This is a genomic window from Nocardioides nematodiphilus (assembly GCF_020216525.1).
Classification (GTDB): Bacteria; Actinomycetota; Actinomycetes; order Propionibacteriales; family Nocardioidaceae; genus Nocardioides; species Nocardioides nematodiphilus.
On record NZ_JAIWOY010000002.1, the window covers coordinates 121,039 to 142,361 of the forward strand.

A 21,323-nucleotide genomic window follows, 5' to 3' on the forward strand; every position below is an offset into this window, starting at 1 on the left:
CACATCCGTACGCGTACTCACCTGCCAGACTGCCTCGGGTGAGCACCGCAGGCGCCGCCATCGCCGTCGAGAGCCGACTGCTCCGCGCGCTCACGGTGCTGCGACTGGTCCTGCTCGCCAACGCGGTCGGGCTCAACATCTACCGCTCGGGGGACGTCGATCACCCGCTCGCCGCGGCCGGCTGCGTGCTCGCGATGGTCGCCTGGACCGGGTACGCCGCCTGGGCCTACGTCGATCCGCGCCGTCGGACCCGGCTGCTGCTCGTCGCCGATCTCGGGGTCGCCGTGGCGCTCCTGGCGGCCACGCCGCTGGTCAAGGGCGGCGACTTCGACGCCACCATCCCGGGCTTCTGGATCGCGGGCGCGATGCTCGCCTGGGCGATCCACTTCCGCCTGCGCGGCGGCCTGGTCGCGGGCCTCGTCCTCGCGGCGGCCGACCTCGCGCTGCGCCAGCAGCACCACGCCAGCGACTACAATGACGCGTTCCTGCTGGTCATCGCCGGGCCGGTGGTCGGCTTCATGTGCGGCTCCCTGCAGCAGATGGCGACCGAGCGGGACGCGGCGGAGCGGTCAGCGGCACGCGCCGCGGAGCGCGCCCGGCTCGCCCGGGTGGTCCACGACGGGACTCTCCAGGTGCTCGCGCTGGTGCAGCGCCGCGGCCACGACCTCGGCGGCGAGGCCGCCGAGCTGGGCGCGCTGGCGGCGCACCAGGAGCAGTCCCTGCGCTCCCTGCTGCGCGCATCCGACGCTGCGACGGCCGCAGAGCTCTCGGGGGCTCCCGCACCGGGCGAACTGGACCTGGTGACCGCCCTGTCGCGCCTCGAGCGGCCCGGCGTCACCGTGTCGGCACCCGGGTTCGCGATCGAGCTGCCCGCCCCGGTCGTCACCGAGCTGGTCGCCGCGGTCGACGCCTGTCTGGCCAACGTCCGGTGCCACGTCGGCCAGGAGGCACCCGCCTGGGTGCTGCTCGAAGCAGCGCCGGAGCGGATCGAGGTCACCGTGCGCGACGAGGGCCCCGGTATCCCTGCCGGCAGGCTCGAGGAGGCGGAGGCCGAGGGGCGGCTCGGCGTCAGCGGGTCGATCCGCGGGCGTCTTGCCGACCTCGGCGGCACCGCCACCGTGACCAGCGGCAGCTACGGGACCGAGTGGTCGCTGGTGCTGCCGCGTACGACCCTGCGCGAGGAGGCGCGATGACCGTACGGGTGATGGTGGTCGACGACCACCCGATGTGGCGCGACGCCGTGGAGAGCGATCTGACCCGAGCGGGCTACGAGGTCGTCGCGGTCGCCGCGAACGGTCGGGAGGCGCTCGCCCGCTTCGCCGCGACCGAGCCCGACCTCGTCGTGCTCGACCTGCAGATCCCGGCGCCGGACGGGGTGGCGGTCACCACCGACATCATCGACCGACGGCCGCAGACGCGGGTGCTGGTGCTCTCCGCGTCCGGCGAGCAGGACGACGTGCTCGCCGCCGTCACGGCGGGCGCCACCGGCTACCTGGTCAAGTCCGCCTCCCGCGAGGAGCTCCTGGCCGCCGTCGCCCGCGTGGCGGACGGCGAGCCGGTCTTCACCGCCGGCCTGGCCGGCCTCGTGCTCGGGGAGTTCCAGCGTCGCTCGGCCGCAGAGCCCGACGAGCCGCGGCTGACCGACCGTGAGACCGAGGTGCTGCGGATGGTCGCGAAGGGCATGTCGTACCGGGCGATCGCCGAGCGGCTCGTGCTGTCGCACCGTACGGTGCAGAACCACGTCCAGAACGTGCTGCGCAAGCTGCAGATGCACAACCGCGTCGAGCTGACGCGCTACGCCATCGAGCGCGGGCTCGACGTCGACGACGAGGTCTGAGCGTCCGCGCGGCGTGCGGCCGCAAGGCGGCGGAGCGAGCGCGGCCTCACGGGCGGAGCGGCCATCGAGCGACGATGACGCCGCGCTCGCTCCGCCCGTGGGCGCACAGGATCAGCTGAGCTCGAGACCCGGGTAGAGCGGGTTCTTCTCGAGCAGCTCGGCCGAGGCGGCCTTGGTGCGGTCGGCGACGCCGTCCGCGAGGACGTACGAGGCCTTGGAGACGCCGCCGTCCTTGGTGGTGCCCGGCTGGGTGTTCTTGAGGACGTCGACGATGAGCTCGGCGACCTTGTCGAACTCGTCGTGGCCGAAGCCGCGGGTGGTCAGCGCCGGGGTGCCGAGGCGGACGCCGGAGGTGTACCAGGCGCCGTTCGGGTCCGAGGGGACCGAGTTGCGGTTGGTGACCACGCCGGCGTCGAGCAGCGCCGACTCGGCCTGGCGGCCGGTCAGGCCGAAGTTGGAGACGTCGACGAGCACGATGTGGTTGTCGGTGCCGTCGGTGACCAGCTTGGCGCCGCGCTTCTTGAAGCCCTCGGCGAGCGACTGGGCGTTGTCGGCGACGTTCTGCGCGTACGTCTGGAAGGACTCGGTGCGCGCCTCGGCGAAGGCGACGGCCTTGGCAGCCATCACGTGCGAGAGCGGGCCGCCGAGGACCATCGGGCAACCGCGGTCGACCGACGGCGCGTACTCCTCCGTGGCGAGGATGAAGCCACCGCGCGGGCCGCGCAGCGACTTGTGCGAGGTCGAGGTGACGACGTGGGCGTAGGGAACCGGGTTCTCCTCGCCCTGGAACACCTTGCCGGCCACGAGACCGGCGAAGTGGGCCATGTCGACCATCAGGGTCGCGCCCACCGAGTCGGCGATCTCACGCATCTTGGCGAAGTTCACGCGACGCGGGTAGGCGGAGTAGCCGGCCACCAGGATGAGCGGCTTGAACTCCTTGACCTTCTTGGCGACGGCGTCGTAGTCGAGCAGTCCCGTCTCCGGGTCGGTGCCGTACTGGTTCTGGTGGAACATCTTGCCGGAGATGTTCGGGCGGAAGCCGTGCGTGAGGTGGCCGCCGGCGTCGAGCGACATGCCCAGCAGACGCTGGTTGCCGAGCTCGTTGCGGAGCTTTTCCCAGTCGGCCTCGGAGAGGTCGTTCATGTTCTTCACGCCGGCGTTCTGCAGCCACGGGCCCTCGACGCGGTGCGCCAAAATCGCCCAGTAGGCGGTCAGGTTGGCGTCGATGCCGGAGTGCGGCTGGACGTAGGCGTACTCGGCGCCGAAGAGCTCACGGGCGTGCTCGGCAGCGAGCGCCTCGACGGTGTCGACGTTCTGGCAGCCCGCGTAGAAGCGGTGGCCGACGGTTCCCTCGGCGTACTTGTCGGAGAACCAGGTGCCCATCGTCATCAGCACGGCCGGAGACGCGTAGTTCTCCGAGGCGATGAGCTTGAGGGAGGCTCGCTGGTCGGCGAGCTCCTTGCGCGTAGCCTCCGCGACCCGCGGCTCGACCGAGGCGATGACCTCGAGAGCCTGCTGGTACGCGGAGCTGGTCAGGGACGACAGGTCAGCCATAGGGCGAATCCTAGTGACAAGACCCCGGAACCTGCACGATCGGCGAACGCGCCTCCACGACGTGACCTGAGCCACATGCCCCCACTCCCAGCGGGACGCGCCGTCCGAATGTCGGACAGGCGTCTCAAACCTCGGGATTCGCTCTTGTTGCAACCCTGTCCGACCCGTGAGACTGCTTGACATGGTCTCCGCTGCTACGCACATGCACCTCGTGGTACGTCGCCACGTGGACTTCGGGCGTACCGGCAGCATGATCTGTTGCCCTCGCTGAGACAACGCCAGATCCCGCCGGCATCATCCCGCCGGCACCCGGTGTTGCGACGCCGCCCGACAACGATCCGCCCGGGCGCGCGACCACGAGAGGCTCCCCGTACATCCCCGCGGTGCTTCGTCGTACAGCGCGTCTTCACACGCTAGGAAATCTGACACCGATGCCTGACCTGCGCTTCACGGCGAAGACCGCTGCCCACACCGAGATCCCGCGCCCCAAGCGCGCCGAGGGTCAGTGGGCGCTCGGCTACACCGAGCCGCTCAACAAGAACGAGCAGTCGAAGAAGGACGACGACCCGCTCAACGTGCGCAACCGCATCCTCTACACGTACTCCAAGCGTGGCTTCGACTCGATCGACCCGGCCGACCTCCGCGGCCGCTTCCGCTGGATGGGTCTCTACACCCAGCGCAAGGAGGGCATCGACGGCGGCAAGACCGCGACGCTGGAGGAGGAGGAGCTGGACGCCCGCTTCTTCATGATGCGCATCCGCACCGACGGCGCCCTGCTGTCGCCGGCCGCGGTCCGCGAGCTGGGCGCGATCTCCACCGACTACGCCCGTGGCACCGCCGACGTCACCGACCGGCAGAACATCCAGCTGCACTGGATCGAGATCGAGAGCGTCCCGGCCATCTGGGAGCGCCTCGAGGCCGTCGGCCTGCAGACCGTCGAGGCGTGCGGTGACAGCCCCCGACCGTTCCTCGGCTCGCCGGTCGCCGGCGTGGCCAAGGACGAGATCATCGACGGCACCCCGGCGCTCGAGGAGATCAAGCGTCGCTACCTGAACAACCCGGAGTTCTCGAACTTCCCGCGCAAGTTCAAGACCTCGGTCAGCGGCCACCCGAGCCTCGACGGCGCCCCCGAGGTCAACGACGTCTCCTTCGTCGGCGTCGACCACCCCGAGCACGGCCCGGGCTTCGACCTGTGGGTCGGCGGCGGCCTCTCGACCAACCCGATGTTCGCCCAGCGCCTCGGCGTCTGGATCCCGCTGGACGAGGTGGCGGACGTCTGGGCCGGCGTCGCCGGCATCTTCCGCGACTACGGCTACCGCCGCCTGCGCTCCAAGGCCCGACTGAAGTTCCTCGTCGCCGACTGGGGCAAGGACAAGTTCCGCGAGGTCCTGGAGAACGAGTACCTCGAGCGCAAGCTCATCTCCCACGTCTCCCCCGTCGCCGCCACCGGCAACGGCGACCACATCGGCGTGCACGAGCAGAAGGACGGCAAGTTCTACATCGGGGTCGCCCCCGTCGTCGGCCGTGTCAACGGCGCGCTGCTCACCTCCCTGGGCGACCTGCTCGAGCAGTACGGCGCCGCGGGCGCACGCCTGACGTCGTACCAGAAGATCGTCGTCATCGGCGTCGACGGCGACAAGGTCGACGCGCTCGTCGCCGAGCTCGACAAGATCGGCCTCCAGGCCAACCCGTCGAACTGGCGGCGCTCCACGATGGCGTGCACCGGCATCGAGTTCTGCAAGCTCGCGATCGTCGACACCAAGCAGCGCGCGACCGACCTGATCGCCTCGCTGGAACAGAAGCTGCCCGACCTGGACGTGCCGGTGACGATCAATGTCAACGGCTGCCCCAACTCCTGCGCCCGTTCGCAGGTCGCCGACATCGGTCTCAAGGGCCAGCTCGTCCTCGACGACGAGGGCAACCAGGTCGAGGGCTTCCAGGTCCACCTCGGCGGCGGCATCGGCGAGATCACCCGATGGGGTCGCAAGCTGCGCGCCCACAAGGTGACCAGCGCCGGCCTGGACGCGTACGTCGAGACCGTGGTGCGCAACTTCCTCGCCGACCGTGCCGACGGCGAGACCTTCGCGACGTGGGTCGAGCGTGCCGACGAGGAGCTGCTGCGCGGCGACAAGTCGGTCGAGACGGTCGGATCATGAGTCTGTCCACCGCTGCGGCACGCGCGAACCGCGGGTCGCTGACCACCGGGCGTGAGCCCGAGGAGCTGCGCGAGCTGGTCTCCCACTGGGGTGCCGAGCTCGAGCTGGCGCCGGCCGAGGTCATCATCGAGTGGGCCGCCGCGACCTTCGGCGACCGCTTCTGCGTGACGTCCTCGATGGGCGACGCGGTGCTCGCGCACCTCGCCTCCAAGGTGGTGCCCGGCGTCGACGTCGTCTTCCTCGACACCGGCTACCACTTCATCGAGACCATCGGCACCCGCGACGCGGTCGAGGCGACCCTGCCGGTCAACCTCATCACGCTGACGCCGGTGCAGAGCGTCGCCGAGCAGGACGCCGAGTACGGGAAGGATCTCTTCGCCCGCGACCCCGACCTGTGCTGCGCGCTGCGCAAGGTCAAGCCGCTGGCCGACGGACTCGCCGGCTACGACGCCTGGGCCACAGGCCTGCGCCGCGCCGAGACCCACAACCGCGTCATCGCGCCGGTCATCGGTTGGGACGCGAAGAAGGGGAAGGTCAAGGTCTCCCCCATCGCCCGCTGGTCCGACGAGCAGGTCGAGGCGTACATCGCCGACAACGGCATCCTCGTCAACCCGCTCGTCTACGACGGCTACCCCTCGATCGGCTGTGCACCCTGCACCCGTCGGGTCGCCCCCGGCGAGGACCCGCGCAGCGGCCGCTGGGCCGGGATGAACAAGACCGAGTGTGGCATCCACACCTGATGCAGCCCCTCCACCTCCACCCCGTTACGACCACGAAGGGAGACCACTGATGGCCGCACCCGCCCTGGTGGCGCTCGCTCACGGAAGCCGTGACCCCCGCTCCGCCGCCACCATCAACGCACTCGTCGCCGAGATCCGGGCCCAGCGCCCCGACCTCCGGGTCGAGTCCGCGTTCCTGGAGCTGTCGCGCCCGTCGTTCCACACCGTGGTCGACCGGCTCGTCAAGGCCGGGTACGACGAGATCGTCGTCGTACCGCTGCTCCTGACGGAGGCCTACCACGCCAAGGTCGACGTCCCCTCGGCCGTCGCCGAGGTGACGGCGAAGCACCCGACGGTGAAGGTGCGGGCGACCTCGATCCTCGGCCTCGAGGCGTGTTTCCTCGAGGTGCTCGACGAGCGTCTGCGCGCCGCCCTGTCGGCCGCCCGCGTCCGTGAGCTCGACGCCCTGGTGCTCGCCGCGGCCGGCTCCTCGGACCCGCTCGCCAACCAGACCGTGGCCCGCCTGGCGCGGATCTGGGGCGCGCACCACAGGCTGCCGGTGACGGCCGCGTACGCCTCCTCGACCCCGCCCGCGACCGGCGAGGCCGTCCGCGCCTTCCGGGGCGAGGGCCGGCGCCACATCGCGGTCGCCTCGCTCTTCCTGGCTCCGGGCTTCCTGCCGGACCGGGCCGCCGAGCTCGCCCTCGAGGCCGGCGCGGTCGCCGTCTCCGAGCCCCTGGGCGCCCACCCCGAGGTCGCTCGTACGGTGCTGGCGCGGTACGCCGTCGGCGCGGTGGAGCTCGTCCCCGTCTAGGTCGAGAAGTCAGTTTCTGCGGCTCGAGAGGTCACTTCTTGTGCCGCAAGAGGTGACCTCTCGAGCCGCAACAGGTGACCTCTCAACCGACGAGGCGCTGCAGCAGGTGGTCTATCTCGGCAGCGGGATCGGCGGTGAGGCCGCCGTGGACCGGGCCCGGCTGCAGGACCGTGCTCTTGGGCGCCTTGATCAGGCCGAAGCGGGAGTTGGCCGAGTCGACCAGCTCGCGGGTGCCGTACGCGGTGGCGCGCTGGCCGGTCGCGAAGCCGGCGTGCGCCTCACCGCGACAGATCTGGTCGATGCCGTCGAGTGCCGACTCGAGACGCTCGAACGACAGGCCGGCAGCGAACGCCTCCACGCGGGGCCGCTCGAGATGCCAGGCCGCGCCGAGGAAGCCGGCCTCCTCGCAGAACAGCACGACGCCCACGTTGAGGAACTCCTCCCGGTCCGGGCGAGGGACGCAGCGCAGCACGACGTACTGGTAGGGCATGAGGCCGGTGGTCATGCCGCCGCCACCGGGAGCCACTGGCGCGTCCCGAGCCGCGCGCGGAGGAACCGGACGTACGCCGCACGCAGCTCAGCCGGTGTCTCGGCGCCGGGGACCGGCTCGAGCCACTCATCGGGCACCGCCGCGACGATGGTGGTCAGGCTCGCCTCGTCGAGCAACGGCGTGACGGCCGCATCGACCGTCGGCAGCCGGTCCGCGTAGGTGCCGAAGATGTGGTCGTCGCTGGACCACTGCTGGTTGGCGAAGCGCTGCGGATCCGTGATGCCGCCGGCCCACGCATGGTGGAAGTAGAGGCTGGCGCCGTGGTCGATGACCCACAGGTCGCTCCCCCAGAGCAGCAGATTGGGGTTGCGATAGCTGCGATCGACGTTCGCGATGAACGCGTCGAACCAGAGCACCCGGGCGGGATCGATCTCACCGACGACGTCGCTGTCGTAGCCGAAGGCGCCGGGGAGGAAGTCGATGCCGAGGTTGAGGCCGGCGCTCGCGTTGAGGAGGTCCTGGACCTCCTCGTCGGCCTCGTAGCGCGCGATCGCGGGGTCGACGTCGAGCATCACCAGGCGCGGCGTCTTGAGGCCGAGGCGGGTCGCGATGCCGCTCGCGATCACCTCGGCGACCAGGACCCGAAGACCTTGACCGGCGCCCCGGAACTTGCAGACATAGGTGCCGAGGTCGTCGCCCTCGACGATGCCGGGCAGGCTGCCGCCCTCGCGGAGCGGTGTGACGTAGCGGGTGACCGTGACCTGGGGCAGGGCGCTGGGCAGGCTCACGCGCCGGACTCCATGCGCCGCCTCTTGAGCTCCTTCGCGACGGCCTTGGAGGTGATGGTGTCCGAGGCGATCCGCTTCTTCTCGGCCTCGATGTCGAAGCCCGGCCCGGGCCAGTCGAGGTCCATCGCCTCGAGCGTCTCGAGGAGGAGCTCAGCGACGGCGAGGTTGCGGTACCACTTCTTGTCGCTGGGGATGACGTACCAGGGCGCGTGCTCGGTGTGGGTGCGCTCCAGCGCGATCTGGTACGCCTCGGTGTAGTCGGCCCAGAGCTGACGCTCGTCGAGGTCGCCGGCGTTGTACTTCCAGTACTTGGTCGGGTTGTCGAGGCGGCTCTGCAGACGCTTCAGCTGTTCCTCGGGCGAGATGTGCAGCATGCACTTGAGGATCACCGTGCCGTCCTCCACGAGACGCTGCTCGAAGGCGTTGATCGCGTCGTAACGGCGCTCGATCTCCTCAGGACTCGCGAGCTCGCGGACCCGGCCGATCAGCACGTCCTCGTAGTGGGAGCGGTCGAAGACTCCGACGTAGCCGGCACTCGGGACGACCTTCTCGATCCGCCACAGGAAGTCGTGCTCACGCTCCTCCTCGGTCGGCGCCTTGAAGGAGGTGATCCGCAGGCCCTGCGGATCGAGCAGGCCGACGGTGTGGACCAGGACCCCGCCCTTGCCGGAGGTGTCCATGCCCTGGAGGACGAGCAGCAGCCGCCGCCTGTCTCCGCTCTTGCCGAGGGCGAACAACTTGGACTGCAGGTCCAGGAGCTCCTCGCCGAGCTCGGCAAGCTCGCGCTCGCCTTGCTCCCGACCGCCCTTGATGGCAGGCGTCGCATCGGTCGGGTAGGACGAGAGATCGACGGCGCCGGGCTTGATACGCAGGGCGCGAGCCAGCTTCGTGACAGTCACAGGGCCGATTCTGGCAGGTCTTCCTCGCCGACCGATCGGACGGCTTCGCGCACGATGCTCATCGCCATCCCGGGCGGGTATCCCTTGCGGGCCAGCATCCCGACCAGCCGGCGGGTCTTCGTGACGTCGTCGAACCGGCCCAGGGAGCGGATCTTCTTCGCCACCAGGGCACGCGCCGCGGCCTCTTCGTCCTCCGGGTCGACCTCGTCGAGCGCCTCACGGGCGACGTCGTCGGCCACGCCCTTGCGGCGCAGCTCCTGGGCGAGGGCGCGACGGGCCAGGCCCTTGCCGGACTGGCGGCTGTCGACCCAGAGCCGAGCGAACGCGGCATCGTCGACCAGCCCGACCTCCTCGAACCGGTCGAGCAAGCGATCGGCGATCTCCTGCGGGACCAGCTTCTTCGCCAGTCGATCTGCGAGCTCCTTGCGCGTGCGCGCCTGACCGGTGAGCTGGTCGAGCAGGATCTTGCGGGCCACGGACTCCGGATCAGCCTCCGGGCCCTTCGCCTTCTCGTCGACGGGCGGCTCCGACGACTCCGCCGGGGTGGCGCGCTTCGTCCACGCGTCCACCCCGACAGAGACGTCACCGAGCCAGTCGGGCGGATTCCCGGCCGCCCACGGGTCAGTGGCTGACACCGTCTGCTCGGGGATCAGAAGTCCTCGACGCCGATCGGCTCGGCGAGCGGGGACTCATCGACCGTCGGGCCCACGCCGAGCTTCTCCAGAATCTTCTTCTCGAGCTCGTTGGCGAGGTCGGGGTTGTCCTTGAGGAAGTTGCGCGCGTTCTCCTTGCCCTGGCCCAGCTGGTCGCCCTCGTAGGTGAACCAGGCGCCGGCCTTGCGGACGAGTCCGGCCTCGACGCCGACGTCGATGAGGCCACCCTCGCGGGAGATGCCCTTGCCGTACATGATGTCGAACTCGGCCTGCTTGAACGGCGGGGCCACCTTGTTCTTGACGACCTTGACGCGGGTGCGGTTGCCGACCATGTCGGTGCCGTCCTTGAGCGTCTCGATGCGTCGCACGTCGAGGCGGACCGAGGCGTAGAACTTCAGCGCACGACCACCGGTGGTGGTCTCCGGCGAGCCGAACATGACGCCGATCTTCTCGCGCAGCTGGTTGATGAAGATCGCGGTCGTCTTGGAGTTGTTGAGCGCGCCGGTCATCTTCCGCAGGGCCTGCGACATGAGTCGGGCCTGCAGACCGACGTGGCTGTCGCCCATCTCGCCCTCGATCTCGGCGCGCGGCACGAGCGCGGCGACCGAGTCGATGACGATCAGGTCGAGAGCGCCCGAGCGGACCAGCATGTCGGCGATCTCGAGCGCCTGCTCACCGGAGTCGGGCTGGCTCACCAGCAGCGCGTCGGTGTCGACACCGAGCGCCTTGGCGTAGTCGGGGTCGAGCGCGTGCTCGGCGTCGATGAAGGCGACGATGCCACCCGCGCGCTGAGCGTTGGCAACGGCGTGCAGCGCCACCGTCGTCTTACCGGAGGACTCCGGACCGTAGATCTCCACGACACGGCCGCGCGGCAGCCCGCCGAGGCCGAGGGCCACGTCGAGCGCGATCGCGCCGGTCGGGATCACCTCGAGCGGAGCCCGGGTGTCGTCGCCCAGTCGCATGACCGAGCCCTTGCCGTACGACTTCTCAATGCTTGCGAGAGCCAGCTCGAGAGCCTTCTCGCGGTCGCCTCCACCAGCCATGATGGTCCTTCCCTGTAGGGCCTTGGGGCCCGGAGTCTTTGCCACTTTTCCTCGCGTCTTCGTCATCAAGGCTGGACGCTAGATGGAGCCACCGACAGTTTTGGATCGGCGCCTGTGGAAAGGGCTGCTCGCAACGTCACCTGTGGAAGAAATCTAACCCGAACAGGTGTTCGATCCACGCATTCGGGATGGGCGTGTCGCGCGGCCGCGACGGTCAGCGCAGGTTCGCCGGAAGCTCACGGGCGGCCCAGACGGCCTCCCAGACCTCCTTGGCGGAATAGCCGTCGGCGAGCGCCTCCGTGGCAGTCCTGCCACCGAGATCGGCGAGCACGTACTGGGACGCCCATACCTCGGCATAGCCCGCGCCGAGCGCCTCCTCCATCCGCCGCCAGAACTCCGTGTGCCGCATCAGCCGCCCCAGCAAGCCCCGGTCACGTCCCAGGTGTGGTGAACCAGATCGTGGAGGTGGTAGCGGCCGAGGGACTCGACGGTGAACACGCTCCCGTTGGAGCGCAGCCCACGCCGGCCCCAGGCGTCGGGCGGGACGGCCTCGTACAGGTCCGCGACGACCGTCGCGGCGTCGAGCAGCTCGCCGGCCACGGTCGCGGGGTCGGCGAGGTCGTACCGCTTCTCGAGCGCGGTGGCGTCCTGATCCCAGTTGGCGAAGGTCGGCTCGTCCTCGGCCAGCATCAAGCGGATGCGCTCGGCGAAGATCAGGTGGACGTCACGGACGTGTGCGCCGTACTCGGTCGGGGACCAGACGTCAGGCCGCGGTCGCGTCCGGGCGCCCTCGCCTGCGAGCGTGCGCTCCCAGCCGGTGGCGTCGTCGCGGATGGCCGGCGCGAGCTGCTCGACGCCGATCCGGCCGGCCTCGAAGCCGCACTCCGGACAGGCCTCGTCCAGGACCCACGTCCAGTCCTTGGTGTCCGGCTCGATCACGGTTTCGCTCATGCTGAAACTCTCCCACGATCGCTCAAGCGAATTTGTCAGTGGTCCCCACTAGCGTTCGCCGCATGACTCGATCGGGACCGGGCATCTCCGTGCTCCAGGGCACGGCACTGACCCTCGGGGCGGTGCTCGGCACCGGTGTGATCTCGCTGCCCGCGATCGCCGCGGCGAAGGCGGGCCCCGCGTCACTGATCGCCTGGGCGGCGCTGCTGCTCGTCTCGATCCCCCTCGCGGCCACCTTCGCCGCGTTGGGCACCCGCTACCCCGGAGGAGGCGGTGTCACCACGTACGCCCGGCTCGCCTTCGGCGACCACGCGGCGACCGCGCTCGGCTGCGCGTTCTTCCTCACCATCGGCGTCGGCGCACCGGTCGCGGCCGGCTTCGCCGGGGAGTACGTCGCCGATGCCCTCGGACGCGGACGCGGTACGACCCTGGCCGTGTCCGCCGCGATCATCCTCGTCGTCACGACGCTCAACTGGTTCGGCATCCGGCTCTCGGCCCGGGTCCAGCTCGGGATCGCGATCCTCCTCGCCGGGGTGCTCGCGGTGACCGTCCTGGTGGCGCTCCCCCACGCCCACGCCGGCAACCTGCGCCCCTTCGCCCCGCACGGACTGCACGGCGTCGTCGCAGCAGCAGGGGCCCTGGTCTGGGCCTTCGCCGGCTGGGAGATCATGGCCTCGGTCACCGGCGAGTACGAGAACCCGGCCCGCGACATCCCCCGCGCCGCCGCAGCGACCCTGGTGATCGTCGCTGTGCTCTACCTCGGCGTCGCGTTCGCCACGACCGCGGTGCTCGGCGCCCGGCCCGGTCGGGCTCCGCTCTCCGAGCTCCTGGTGGCCGGCGTCGGGGAGGCGGCTCGCCCGGTCATGACGGTGGTAGCGCTGCTGCTGACGGTCGGCACGATGAACTCCTACTTCGCCGGGGCGTCACGACTCGGTGCCGCACTCGCGCGCGAGCGCTCCCTCCCCCGCTGGCTCGACGAACGCGGCGAGCCGCGCCGGGCGCTGGCCGTCATCGCGGCGCTCGCGCTGGGCACGCTGGGCGTGATGGCCCTGACCCACAGCGGGACCGAGCGCACGCTGCTTGCCACCACCGGGGCCTTCGCGATGGCGTACCTGGTGGCCACCCTCGCCGCGGTCCGGCTGCTGCCCAGGGGCACCGCCGGTTGGTACGCCGCGCTCGCCTCGGTCCTCGCCTCCATCGGATTGGTCGTCGCGACCGGCCGAGCCGTGCTCATCCCGGTCGCGATCGGTCTCGCGGGCGCACTCTGGGCGTGGCTGAGCAAGCGGGAGCCCGCCGCTCCGTTGCCACCGGCACCGCTGCCCGAGCTGGGTTGACCCTGGTTGGATGGACGCCATGCCCCCGGACGCCGCCGCCGACCCGCTGAGCGGCTTCAGCGCACCCACCCGGGAGTGGTTCACGGCTGCCTTCGCGGCACCGACCCCCGCGCAGGCGGGTGCCTGGGAAGCGATCAGCAAGGGCCGCCACGCGCTCGTCGTGGCACCCACCGGCTCCGGTAAGACGCTCAGCGCGTTCCTCTGGTCCCTGGACCGGCTGATGAGCGAGCCGGTCCCGCCGAAGCCAGAGCGCTGCCGCGTCCTCTACATCTCCCCGCTCAAGGCGCTCGCGGTCGACGTCGAGCGCAACCTGCGCTCTCCGCTGACCGGCATCACCCATACCGCCGACAGACTCGGCATCGACGTACCCGAGGTGCGCGTCGGTGTCCGCTCCGGGGACACCAGCGCGGCGGATCGGCGACGGCTCGCGACGACGCCGCCCGACGTGCTGATCACGACACCGGAGTCGCTCTTCCTGATGCTCACCGGCCAGGCGCGCGAGACCCTGCGCAGCGTCGAGACGGTGATCATCGACGAGGTGCACGCCGTCGCCGGCACCAAGCGTGGCGCCCACCTCGCGCTGAGCCTCGAGCGTCTCGACGCACTGCTCGCGCGGCCCGCCCAGCGGATCGGGCTCTCCGCCACGGTGCGGCCGCTCGAGGAGGTGGCGCGCTTCCTCGGCGGCGCCGCACCGGTGGAGATCGTCGCGCCACCCTCGGCCAAGGAGTGGGACCTGCGGGTCGTCGTGCCCGTCGAGGACATGACGGCCCCGGGCGAGTACGACGAGAACGCCGCCGACCCCCGGCGGGCCGGCTCGATCTGGCCTCACGTGGAGGAGCATGTCGCGGCCCTGATCGCCGAGCACCGCTCCACCATCGTCTTCGCCAACTCGCGCCGGCTCGCCGAGCGGCTGACCGCCCGGCTCAATGAGATCGCCTCGGGCGTCGATACGGACGGCACGACGCCGCCGGCGCAGCTGATGGCCCAGGCCGGCCAGTCCCACGGCGCGGCCACCGTCATCGCCAAGGCCCACCACGGCTCGGTCTCCAAGGAGCAGCGCGCGCTCATCGAGGACGACCTGAAGCGCGGCCGGCTCCCAGCGGTGGTGGCGACCAGCAGCCTCGAGCTCGGCATCGACATGGGCGCGGTCGACCTGGTCATCCAGATCGAGTCACCCCCCAGCGTCGCGAGCGCCCTGCAGCGCGTCGGGCGGGCGGGCCACCAGGTCGGTGAGGTCTCCCGCGGGGTGCTCTTCCCCAAGCATCGCGGCGACCTCGCCCAGACGGCCGTCGCGGTGGAGCGGATGCGCTCGGGTCAGATCGAGTCGCTCTCGGTGCCGGCCAACCCCCTCGACGTGCTCGCCCAACAGGTCGTCGCCGCGACCGCGATGGACGCCTGGCCGGTCGACGAGCTCTTCGAGCTCATCCGCCGCTCCGCTCCCTTCACCTCACTGCCGCGCAGCGCGTACGACGCGACCCTCGACCTGCTCGCGGGCCGCTACCCCTCCGACGAGTTCGCCGAGCTGCGGCCCCGGATCGTCTGGGACCGTGTCGCAGGGACGCTCACCGGCCGCCCGGGCGCACAGCGCCTGGCCGTGACCAGCGGCGGCACCATCCCCGATCGCGGACTCTTCGGCGTGTACCTCGTCGGAGAGAGCGCGGCGGGCGGCAAGCGGGTCGGCGAGCTCGACGAGGAGATGGTCTACGAATCGCGCGTCGGCGACGTCTTCGCGCTCGGCGCGACGAGCTGGCGCATCGAGGACATCACCCACGACAGGGTGCTGGTCTCCCCCGCACCCGGCGTCCCCGGCAAGCTGCCGTTCTGGAAGGGCGATGCTCTCGGGCGCCCCGCCGAGCTCGGTGCCGCGATCGGCGGGTTCACCCGTGAGCTGGCCGCACTTCCCCTCCCGCAGGCGACCGAGCGCGTGCAGGCGAACGGGCTCGACGCCTTCGCCGCCGGCAACCTGCTCGGCTACCTGCACGAGCAGCTCGAGGCCACCCGGATCCTGCCGAGCGACACCAGCATCGTGGTGGAGCGCTTCCGCGACGAGCTGGGCGACTGGCGCCTGGTCGTGCACTCCCCGTACGGGACGCCGGTGCATGCACCGTGGGCGCTCGCGATCAACGCCCGCCTGCGCGAGCGGTACGGGATCGACGGGCAGGCGGTCGCCTCGGACGACGGGATCGTGCTGCGCATCCCCGACACCGAGGCCGAGCCGCCCAGCGGTGACGTCATCGTCTTCGCACCCGACGAGATCGAGGACATCGTCACCTCCGAGATCGGCGGCTCGGCGCTCTTCGCCTCCCGCTTCCGCGAGTGCGCGGCCCGCGCCCTGCTCCTTCCCCGCCGCGACCCCGGCCGCCGCTCGCCGCTGTGGCAGCAGCGCCAGCGGGCCGCGTCGCTGTTGGAGGTCGCGGCGCAGTACCCGAGCTTCCCGATCGTCCTCGAAGCAGTACGCGAGTGCCTGCGCGACGTCTACGACCTGCCCGCCCTCGTCACCCTGCTGGGTCGCGTCGAGCGCCGCGAGATCCAGGTCGTGGACGTGGCGACCCCCCAGCCCTCCCCGTACGCGCGCAGCCTGCTCTTCGGCTATGTCGCTCAGTTCATGTACGAGGGCGACTCCCCCATCGCCGAGCGCCGCGCCGCAGCGCTCTCGCTGGATCAGGGGCTGCTGGCCGAGCTGCTCGGCCGCGCCGAGCTTCGCGAGCTGCTCGACCCCGACGTGCTCGCCGAGGTCGAGGACGAGCTGCAGCGCACCGCACCTGACCGGCGGGCGCGCGGCGAGGAGGGACTCGCCGATCTGATCCGCCTGATCGGCCCACTGAGCACCGCCGAGATCATCGATCGCTCCGTGCCGGAGGCTCCGGTCGCTGACTGGCTCGAGGTCCTGCGCGCGAGTCGGCGCGTCGTCGAGGTCCGGATGGCCGGCGAGCCACGCTGGAGCGTCGTCGAGGACGTCGCCCGGCTGCGCGACGGGCTCGGGGTCCCGGTGCCGCCCGGCACTCCGTCGACGTTCGCGGAGCCGGTCGAGGATCCCGTGGGCGACCTGGTCTCGCGCTTCGCCCGTAGCCACGGACCGTTCACTGCCGAGCAGGTGGCCGACCGGCTGGGCGTCGGCGTCGCGGTCGTCCGGCACACCCTGCAGCGACTGGCCGCGCGCGGGCGCGTCCTCGACGGCGAGTTCCGCCCGGGCGGCTCGGGCACCGAGTGGTGCGACGCCGACGTGCTCCGGACCCTGCGACGCCGCTCGCTGGCCAAGCTGCGCCATGAGATCGAGCCCGTCGAGCCGACCACCTTGGCGCGCTTCCTCCCGGCGTGGCAGCGGGTCGCGACCGGCACGGCCGGTGGCAGCAAGGGTCTGCGCGGTGTCGATGGCGTGCTCACGGCCATCGAGCAGCTGGCCGGTGCGCCGATGCCGGCCAGCGCCCTGGAACCGCTGGTCCTGGCGGCACGGGTCCGCGACTACGAGCCGGCCTATCTCGATGAGCTGACCGCCTCTGGCGAGGTCCTCTGGTCGGGGCACGGTGCGCTGCCCGGCAGCGACGGCTGGGTCTCACTGCATCTGGCGGACACGGCCGATCTGACGCTGCCCGAGCCGCAACCGTTCGAGGCCAGCGAGCTTGCTGAGCGTCTGCTCGAGACGCTGGCGCCGGGAGGTGCGTGGTTCTTCCGGCAGCTCTCCGACGCCGTCGGCGCCACCGACGATGCCGCGCTCAGCGCCACGCTCTGGGAGCTCGCCTGGGCGGGCCGGATCGGCAACGACACGCTCGCCCCGCTACGCGCCCTGACCCGCTCGGGCACTCCGGCGCATCGATCCCGACGCCCCGCACCGCGCACCCGGCTCGCCGGCAGCCGCCCACGCATGCCCGTCCGCACCGGGCCGCCGGAGACCTCCGGGCGATGGTCGCTGCTGCCGGCGATCGACGCCGACCCGACCCGCCGGGCGCATGCGGCGGCCGAGCGGCTCCTCGATCGGTACGGCGTGGTGACCCGCGGCTCGGTGAGCGCCGAGCGGGTGCCCGGCGGCTTCGCCGCGGTGTACAAGGTGCTCTCGGCGTTCGAGGAGTCCGGTCGTTGCCGGCGCGGCTACTTCGTCGAGGGGTTGGGCGCCGCCCAGTTCGGCACCGCCGGCGCGGTCGACCGGCTGCGTACCTTCGGCCCGAGCGACAGCACGGACGACCCGAGCGCCATCTGTCTCGCCGCGACCGACCCGGCGAACCCGTACGGTGCGGCGCTCCCGTGGCCCAACGCCCGCGACGAGGAGCTCGGGCACAAGCCCGGGCGCAAGGCCGGCGCCGTCGTCGTGCTGGTCGGCGGCGCACTCACCCTCTATGTGGAGCGCGGCGGCCGCACCCTGCTCTCCTGGACCGACGAGCTCGCACCCCTCACGGCCGCAGCCGCCGAGCTCGCACGGGCCGTGCGCCGAGGTGCCCTGGGGCGCCTCACTGTCGAGAAGGCCGACGGTGCGCCGCTGCTCGGCTCAGGTGACACGGCTCTGCGCCAGGCACTGCAGCAGGCCGGCTTCGTCGCGACCCCCCGCGGCCTGAGGATCTCCGATGCCGGAAGGTGATGCGGTCCTGCGCACGGCGCACAGGCTCGACCGCGCTCTGTCCGGCCAGCTCCTGGCGCGGACCGACTTCCGGGTGCCGCAACTGGCCACCGTCGATCTCGGCGGTCAGCGGGTGGAGTCCACCAGCACCCGTGGCAAGCACCTGCTCACCCGCATCGGCTCGGACTGGACGCTGCACACCCATCTCAAGATGGAGGGCTCGTGGGCGATCCTGCGTCCGCGCCAGCGCTGGCCGAAGGCCGCGCATCTGGCCCGGGTCGTGTTGGAGACGGACACGACCCACGCAGTGGGCTTCCAGCTCGGGGTGGTGGAGCTGATCCCGCGCGCGGAGGAGGCCGCGGCCTTCGCCTACCTCGGCCCCGATCTGCTCGGCCCCGACTGGGACGAGAAGGAGGCGGCCCGCAGGCTGAGCGACCACCAGGATCAGCCGATCTTCGATGCCCTGCGCGACCAGCGCAATCTCGCCGGTCTCGGCACCATGTGGGCCGCGGAGGTCTGCTTCACGATGGGCGTCCACCCCACCACGGTGGTCGCCGAGGTCCCGGACCTCACCCGGATGCTGCGGGTCGCTCGCCTCAAGCTCGACCAGGCGGTGACGCGTCGCCCACCGGTGAACGCCGTCTACGGCCGCAGCCGTGCGCAGTGCCCGCGGTGCGCCGGTCCCGTCCGGCGCATCGAGATGGGCGGACCGGATCGGTTGCGACCGGCGTACTTCTGTCCGTCCTGCCAGCCGGAGCGGTCAGGCTCCCGCTAGGTCCGAGCCGACGACGGCGCTGTCCGCCGGCGGCGAATGCCGGGCCCGGCGTACCAGCGACTAGGCCGCGGACGCCACCACGGCAGCGGTCGCGCGCACGGGGATCGGGGTCGGCAACAGCGCCGCCTCCTCGACCGCGACCGCGTCGGAGACCTCACGCAGCACCGTGGCCAGGCTGACGTCCAGCGCCGAGCACAGCGAGGCGAGCAGCTCCGAGGAGGCCTCCTTCTGACCGCGCTCGATCTCGGAGATGTAGCCGAGGCTGACCCGCGCGCCGGCGGAGACCTCGCGCAACGTCATGCCGCGGTCCACACGCTGGGCACGGAGCACCTCACCGAGCACCCGCCGGAACAGCACCATCGGCTTGCCTCCTGAGTTTCCGTCCATCGCTGTGGTGTGCCAACGCTACCCGAGGCGCTGTGATTCCCGTGCCACCTGGTCAGTCAAGACCTCCTCGAGCGCGGCGAGCGCCCGGGTGCACGTCTCTGCCTGGATCGTCGGCCGGTCACCGTCGAGTCTGAGCCCAACGGCCTCCAGGTACCCCGGTCCGGCGATCCCGACGTACACCGTGCCGACCGGCTTGCCCTCCTGCTCGGCCGGTCCCGCGACTCCGGTCGTCGCCAGCGCCCAGGTCGCGCCGGTCACGGCCCGCACTCCGGACGCCATCGCGGTCGCGCACTGCTCCGACACCACGCCGTACGTCTCCACCACCGACTCCGGCACCCCGAGCAGCGAGACCTTCAGCTCGGTGGCGTACGTGACCGCACCGCCGAGGTAGATGTCCGAGACGCCGGGCACGTCGGTGATCAACGCCGCGAGCTGCCCTCCCGTCAGGGACTCGGCGGTCGCCAGGGTCTCCCCTGCGGCACGCATCGCGAGATAGACCCGGGTCGGCAGCGGCACCTCACTCATGAAAAGCATCCTGACACGTAACCTCACACGCATGGCTCTGCCTATCGAGGAGTACGCCCTGATCGGGGACCGTCGCACCGCCGCGCTGGTCGGGACCAACGGATCGATCGACTGGATGTGCCTGCCGTCGTTCGACGCGCCCGCATGCTTCGCCGCCCTGCTCGGCACCGAGGACCACGGCCACTGGCAGCTCGTGCCGACCGACGAGTACCAGGTGCGGCGGCGCTACCTCGGGGACTCGAGCGCGTTGGAGACGACGTTCACCACCGCGACCGGGGAGGTGACGCTCACCGATCTGATGCCCGAGGGCGATGGCCAGGCCGACCTCGTCAGGATCGTGCGCGGCGTCGTCGGCACGGTGACCATCGATCACCACTGGGCCGTCCGGGCCGACTACGGCGAGATCGTGCCGTGGGTGCGCCGCCGCACCGTCCACCGCGAGCCCGCGATCACCGCGATCGCGGGTCCGGACATGCTGGTGCTGCGCGGTCCGCGCCTTCCCCGCGCGGTGGACCACCAGCACAGCGACACCTTCGAGGTCACCGAGGGCGACGAGCTCGTCTTCGTGACCACCTGGCTGCCCTCGTACGCAAGCCTCCAGGAGCTCGCCGACGTCTCCGACGTCCTGCGCGCGGCCAAGCGCACCATCGCCCGGGACCAGGAATGGGCGGCGCGCTGCACCGCCCAGGTGCCGCATCGCGACGTCGTGCTGCGCTCGCTGATGACGCTGCGGCTCATGACCGACTCGCGCAGCGGTGGCATCGTGGCCGCGCCCACCACCTCCCTGCCCGAGGACTTCGGCGGCGAGCGCAACTGGGACTACCGCTACTGCTGGCTGCGCGACGCCTCCCTCACGGTCGCCAGCCTGATCCGGGCCGGGTACGTCGACGAGGCGACCCTGTGGCGCGAGTGGCTGCTGCGCGCGGTCGCGGGCGACCCGCAGGACCTCCAGATCATGTACGGCGTCGACGGCCGTCGCCGCCTCCCGGAGACCACACTCGACCACCTCCCCGGCTACGCCGACTCGCGCCCCGTGCGGATCGGCAACGCGGCGGTCGACCAGCTCCAGCACGACGTGCTCGGCGAGCTGATGGACGCGCTCGCCGACGACCGCGACCGGGGCGGCCGGATCGACCAGAACGCGTGGGCCCTGCAACGCGCCCTCATCGGCGACCTCGCTGAGCACTGGCACGAGCCCGACAACGGGCTGTGGGAGATCCGCGGCGAGCCGCGGCAGTTCACCCACTCCCGGGTGATGATGTGGGTCGCCTTCGACCGTGCGATCACCGCCGTCGAGAAGCACGGCCTGGATGCGCCGGTCGAGGACTGGCGCGCCATCCGCGAGGAGATCCGCGACGCGGTGCTGACCAAGGGGTACGACGCCGCCCGCAACACGTTCGTCCAGCACGACGCCACCAGCGAGGTCGACGCCTCACTGCTGATCCTGCCGCTGGTCGGGTTCCTGCCCGGTGACGACCCTCGGATCCTGGGCACGATCGAGGCGATCGAGCAGGACCTGATGCGCGACGGTCTGGTGCTGCGCTATCGCACCACCAGCGGCGTCGACGGTCTCGGCGGCGACGAGCACCCGTTCCTGGCCTGCTCGTTCTGGCTCGTCAGCGCGTACGCCCGGGCGGGCCGCCTCGACGACGCACACGCCCTCCTCGACCGGCTCGTCGGGCTGACCAACGACGTCGGCCTGCTGAGCGAGGAGTACGACCCGGGCAACGACCGGATGGTCGGCAACTTCCCCCAGGCCTTCAGCCACCTGGCGCTCATCCAGGCGGCGTTCGCGCTCGCCGACGCCGAAGCGCCGGCCGGTACGGAGTAGCTCCGCACCGACCGGCGC

At 71.3% G+C, this 21,323-nt stretch carries 19 protein-coding genes; 9 read left to right on the forward strand and 10 right to left on the reverse strand.

Annotated features, from left to right (window positions below):
• The first annotated feature begins 38 nt into the window (after positions 1 to 38).
• On the forward strand, positions 39 to 1,193 hold the full coding sequence (gene macS, locus KSO98_RS03695) for a MacS family sensor histidine kinase (RefSeq protein ID WP_225283565.1): 1,155 nt from the start codon (positions 39 to 41) through the stop codon (positions 1,191 to 1,193).
• Positions 1,190 to 1,837 carry a response regulator gene (locus tag KSO98_RS03700; protein ID WP_225283566.1) on the forward strand — a complete coding sequence of 216 codons (648 nt, stop codon included), beginning with the start codon at positions 1,190 to 1,192 and terminating at the stop codon, positions 1,835 to 1,837. Before macS ends, KSO98_RS03700 begins: the two co-directional genes overlap by 4 nt.
• 111 nt (positions 1,838 to 1,948) lie before the next feature.
• Here KSO98_RS03700 and KSO98_RS03705 read toward each other — a convergent pair whose 3' ends face one another.
• Positions 1,949 to 3,391, reverse strand: a complete 1,443-nt coding sequence (locus tag KSO98_RS03705; protein ID WP_225283567.1) for a glycine hydroxymethyltransferase — start codon at positions 3,389 to 3,391, stop codon at positions 1,949 to 1,951.
• 431 nt (positions 3,392 to 3,822) lie between these two features.
• Here KSO98_RS03705 and KSO98_RS03710 point away from each other — a divergent pair, with 431 nt between their 5' ends.
• Genes KSO98_RS03710 through KSO98_RS03720 form a run of 3 tightly spaced genes read left to right on the forward strand, consistent with a single transcriptional unit; the run spans position 3,823 to position 7,080 of the window.
• Positions 3,823 to 5,547, forward strand: coding sequence for a nitrite/sulfite reductase (locus KSO98_RS03710; RefSeq protein ID WP_225283568.1), 1,725 nt, complete (start codon positions 3,823 to 3,825; stop codon positions 5,545 to 5,547).
• On the forward strand, positions 5,544 to 6,287 hold the full coding sequence (locus KSO98_RS03715) for a phosphoadenylyl-sulfate reductase (protein ID WP_225283569.1): 744 nt from the start codon (positions 5,544 to 5,546) through the stop codon (positions 6,285 to 6,287). Before KSO98_RS03710 ends, KSO98_RS03715 begins: the two co-directional genes overlap by 4 nt.
• 49 nt (positions 6,288 to 6,336) lie before the next feature.
• Positions 6,337 to 7,080 (forward strand): sirohydrochlorin chelatase, encoded by a 744-nt coding sequence (locus KSO98_RS03720; protein ID WP_225283570.1) that lies wholly within the window; start codon positions 6,337 to 6,339, stop codon positions 7,078 to 7,080.
• Between the two features lie 82 nt (positions 7,081 to 7,162).
• Here KSO98_RS03720 and KSO98_RS03725 read toward each other — a convergent pair whose 3' ends face one another.
• From KSO98_RS03725 to KSO98_RS03755, 7 genes are all read right to left on the reverse strand, one after another.
• A complete protein-coding gene (locus KSO98_RS03725) occupies positions 7,163 to 7,585 on the reverse strand; it encodes a DUF3037 domain-containing protein (RefSeq protein ID WP_225283571.1) in 423 nt (140 codons plus the stop codon).
• Positions 7,582 to 8,358, reverse strand: a complete 777-nt coding sequence (locus KSO98_RS03730; RefSeq protein WP_225283572.1) for a HipA family kinase — start codon at positions 8,356 to 8,358, stop codon at positions 7,582 to 7,584. The genes KSO98_RS03725 and KSO98_RS03730 overlap by 4 nt, the downstream gene beginning before the upstream one ends.
• Positions 8,355 to 9,257 (reverse strand): PPK2 family polyphosphate kinase, encoded by a 903-nt coding sequence (locus KSO98_RS03735; RefSeq protein ID WP_225283573.1) that lies wholly within the window; start codon positions 9,255 to 9,257, stop codon positions 8,355 to 8,357. The genes KSO98_RS03730 and KSO98_RS03735 overlap by 4 nt, the downstream gene beginning before the upstream one ends.
• The gene (locus tag KSO98_RS18780) at positions 9,254 to 9,892 is read right to left on the reverse strand and encodes a regulatory protein RecX (protein WP_225283574.1); all 639 of its coding nucleotides are present in this window, start codon (positions 9,890 to 9,892) and stop codon (positions 9,254 to 9,256) included. Before KSO98_RS18780 ends, KSO98_RS03735 begins: the two co-directional genes overlap by 4 nt.
• A gap of 14 nt (positions 9,893 to 9,906) precedes the next feature.
• Positions 9,907 to 10,953, reverse strand: a complete 1,047-nt coding sequence (recA, locus tag KSO98_RS03745; RefSeq protein WP_225283575.1) for a recombinase RecA — start codon at positions 10,951 to 10,953, stop codon at positions 9,907 to 9,909.
• Between the two features lie 214 nt (positions 10,954 to 11,167).
• The gene (locus KSO98_RS03750) at positions 11,168 to 11,362 is read right to left on the reverse strand and encodes a DUF3046 domain-containing protein (RefSeq protein ID WP_225283576.1); all 195 of its coding nucleotides are present in this window, start codon (positions 11,360 to 11,362) and stop codon (positions 11,168 to 11,170) included.
• Complete coding sequence (locus KSO98_RS03755) at positions 11,362 to 11,904, reverse strand: DinB family protein (RefSeq protein WP_225283577.1); 543 nt, start codon at positions 11,902 to 11,904, stop codon at positions 11,362 to 11,364. Before KSO98_RS03755 ends, KSO98_RS03750 begins: the two co-directional genes overlap by 1 nt.
• 62 nt (positions 11,905 to 11,966) lie before the next feature.
• Between KSO98_RS03755 and KSO98_RS03760 the strand changes: the two genes are divergently transcribed.
• The 3 genes from KSO98_RS03760 to KSO98_RS03770 are packed head-to-tail and all read left to right on the forward strand — an operon-like array spanning position 11,967 to position 18,562.
• Entirely contained in the window at positions 11,967 to 13,238 is a 1,272-nt protein-coding gene (locus tag KSO98_RS03760) for an APC family permease (RefSeq protein WP_225283578.1), read from the forward strand.
• 19 nt (positions 13,239 to 13,257) lie between these two features.
• Complete coding sequence (locus KSO98_RS03765) at positions 13,258 to 17,808, forward strand: ATP-dependent helicase (RefSeq protein WP_372457764.1); 4,551 nt, start codon at positions 13,258 to 13,260, stop codon at positions 17,806 to 17,808.
• Positions 17,795 to 18,562, forward strand: coding sequence for a DNA-formamidopyrimidine glycosylase family protein (locus KSO98_RS03770; protein ID WP_225283580.1), 768 nt, complete (start codon positions 17,795 to 17,797; stop codon positions 18,560 to 18,562). Before KSO98_RS03765 ends, KSO98_RS03770 begins: the two co-directional genes overlap by 14 nt.
• A gap of 60 nt (positions 18,563 to 18,622) precedes the next feature.
• Here the strand turns inward: KSO98_RS03770 and KSO98_RS03775 are convergent, their stop codons facing one another.
• Positions 18,623 to 18,922, reverse strand: coding sequence for a helix-turn-helix domain-containing protein (locus KSO98_RS03775; protein ID WP_225284141.1), 300 nt, complete (start codon positions 18,920 to 18,922; stop codon positions 18,623 to 18,625).
• 45 nt (positions 18,923 to 18,967) lie between these two features.
• Positions 18,968 to 19,474 carry a CinA family protein gene (locus KSO98_RS03780; RefSeq protein WP_225283581.1) on the reverse strand — a complete coding sequence of 169 codons (507 nt, stop codon included), beginning with the start codon at positions 19,472 to 19,474 and terminating at the stop codon, positions 18,968 to 18,970.
• Between the two features lie 31 nt (positions 19,475 to 19,505).
• Here KSO98_RS03780 and KSO98_RS03785 point away from each other — a divergent pair, with 31 nt between their 5' ends.
• Positions 19,506 to 21,305: a glycoside hydrolase family 15 protein gene (locus tag KSO98_RS03785; protein WP_225283582.1), complete on the forward strand. Its 1,800-nt coding sequence runs from the start codon at positions 19,506 to 19,508 to the stop codon at positions 21,303 to 21,305.
• The last annotated feature ends 18 nt before the right edge of the window (positions 21,306 to 21,323 follow it).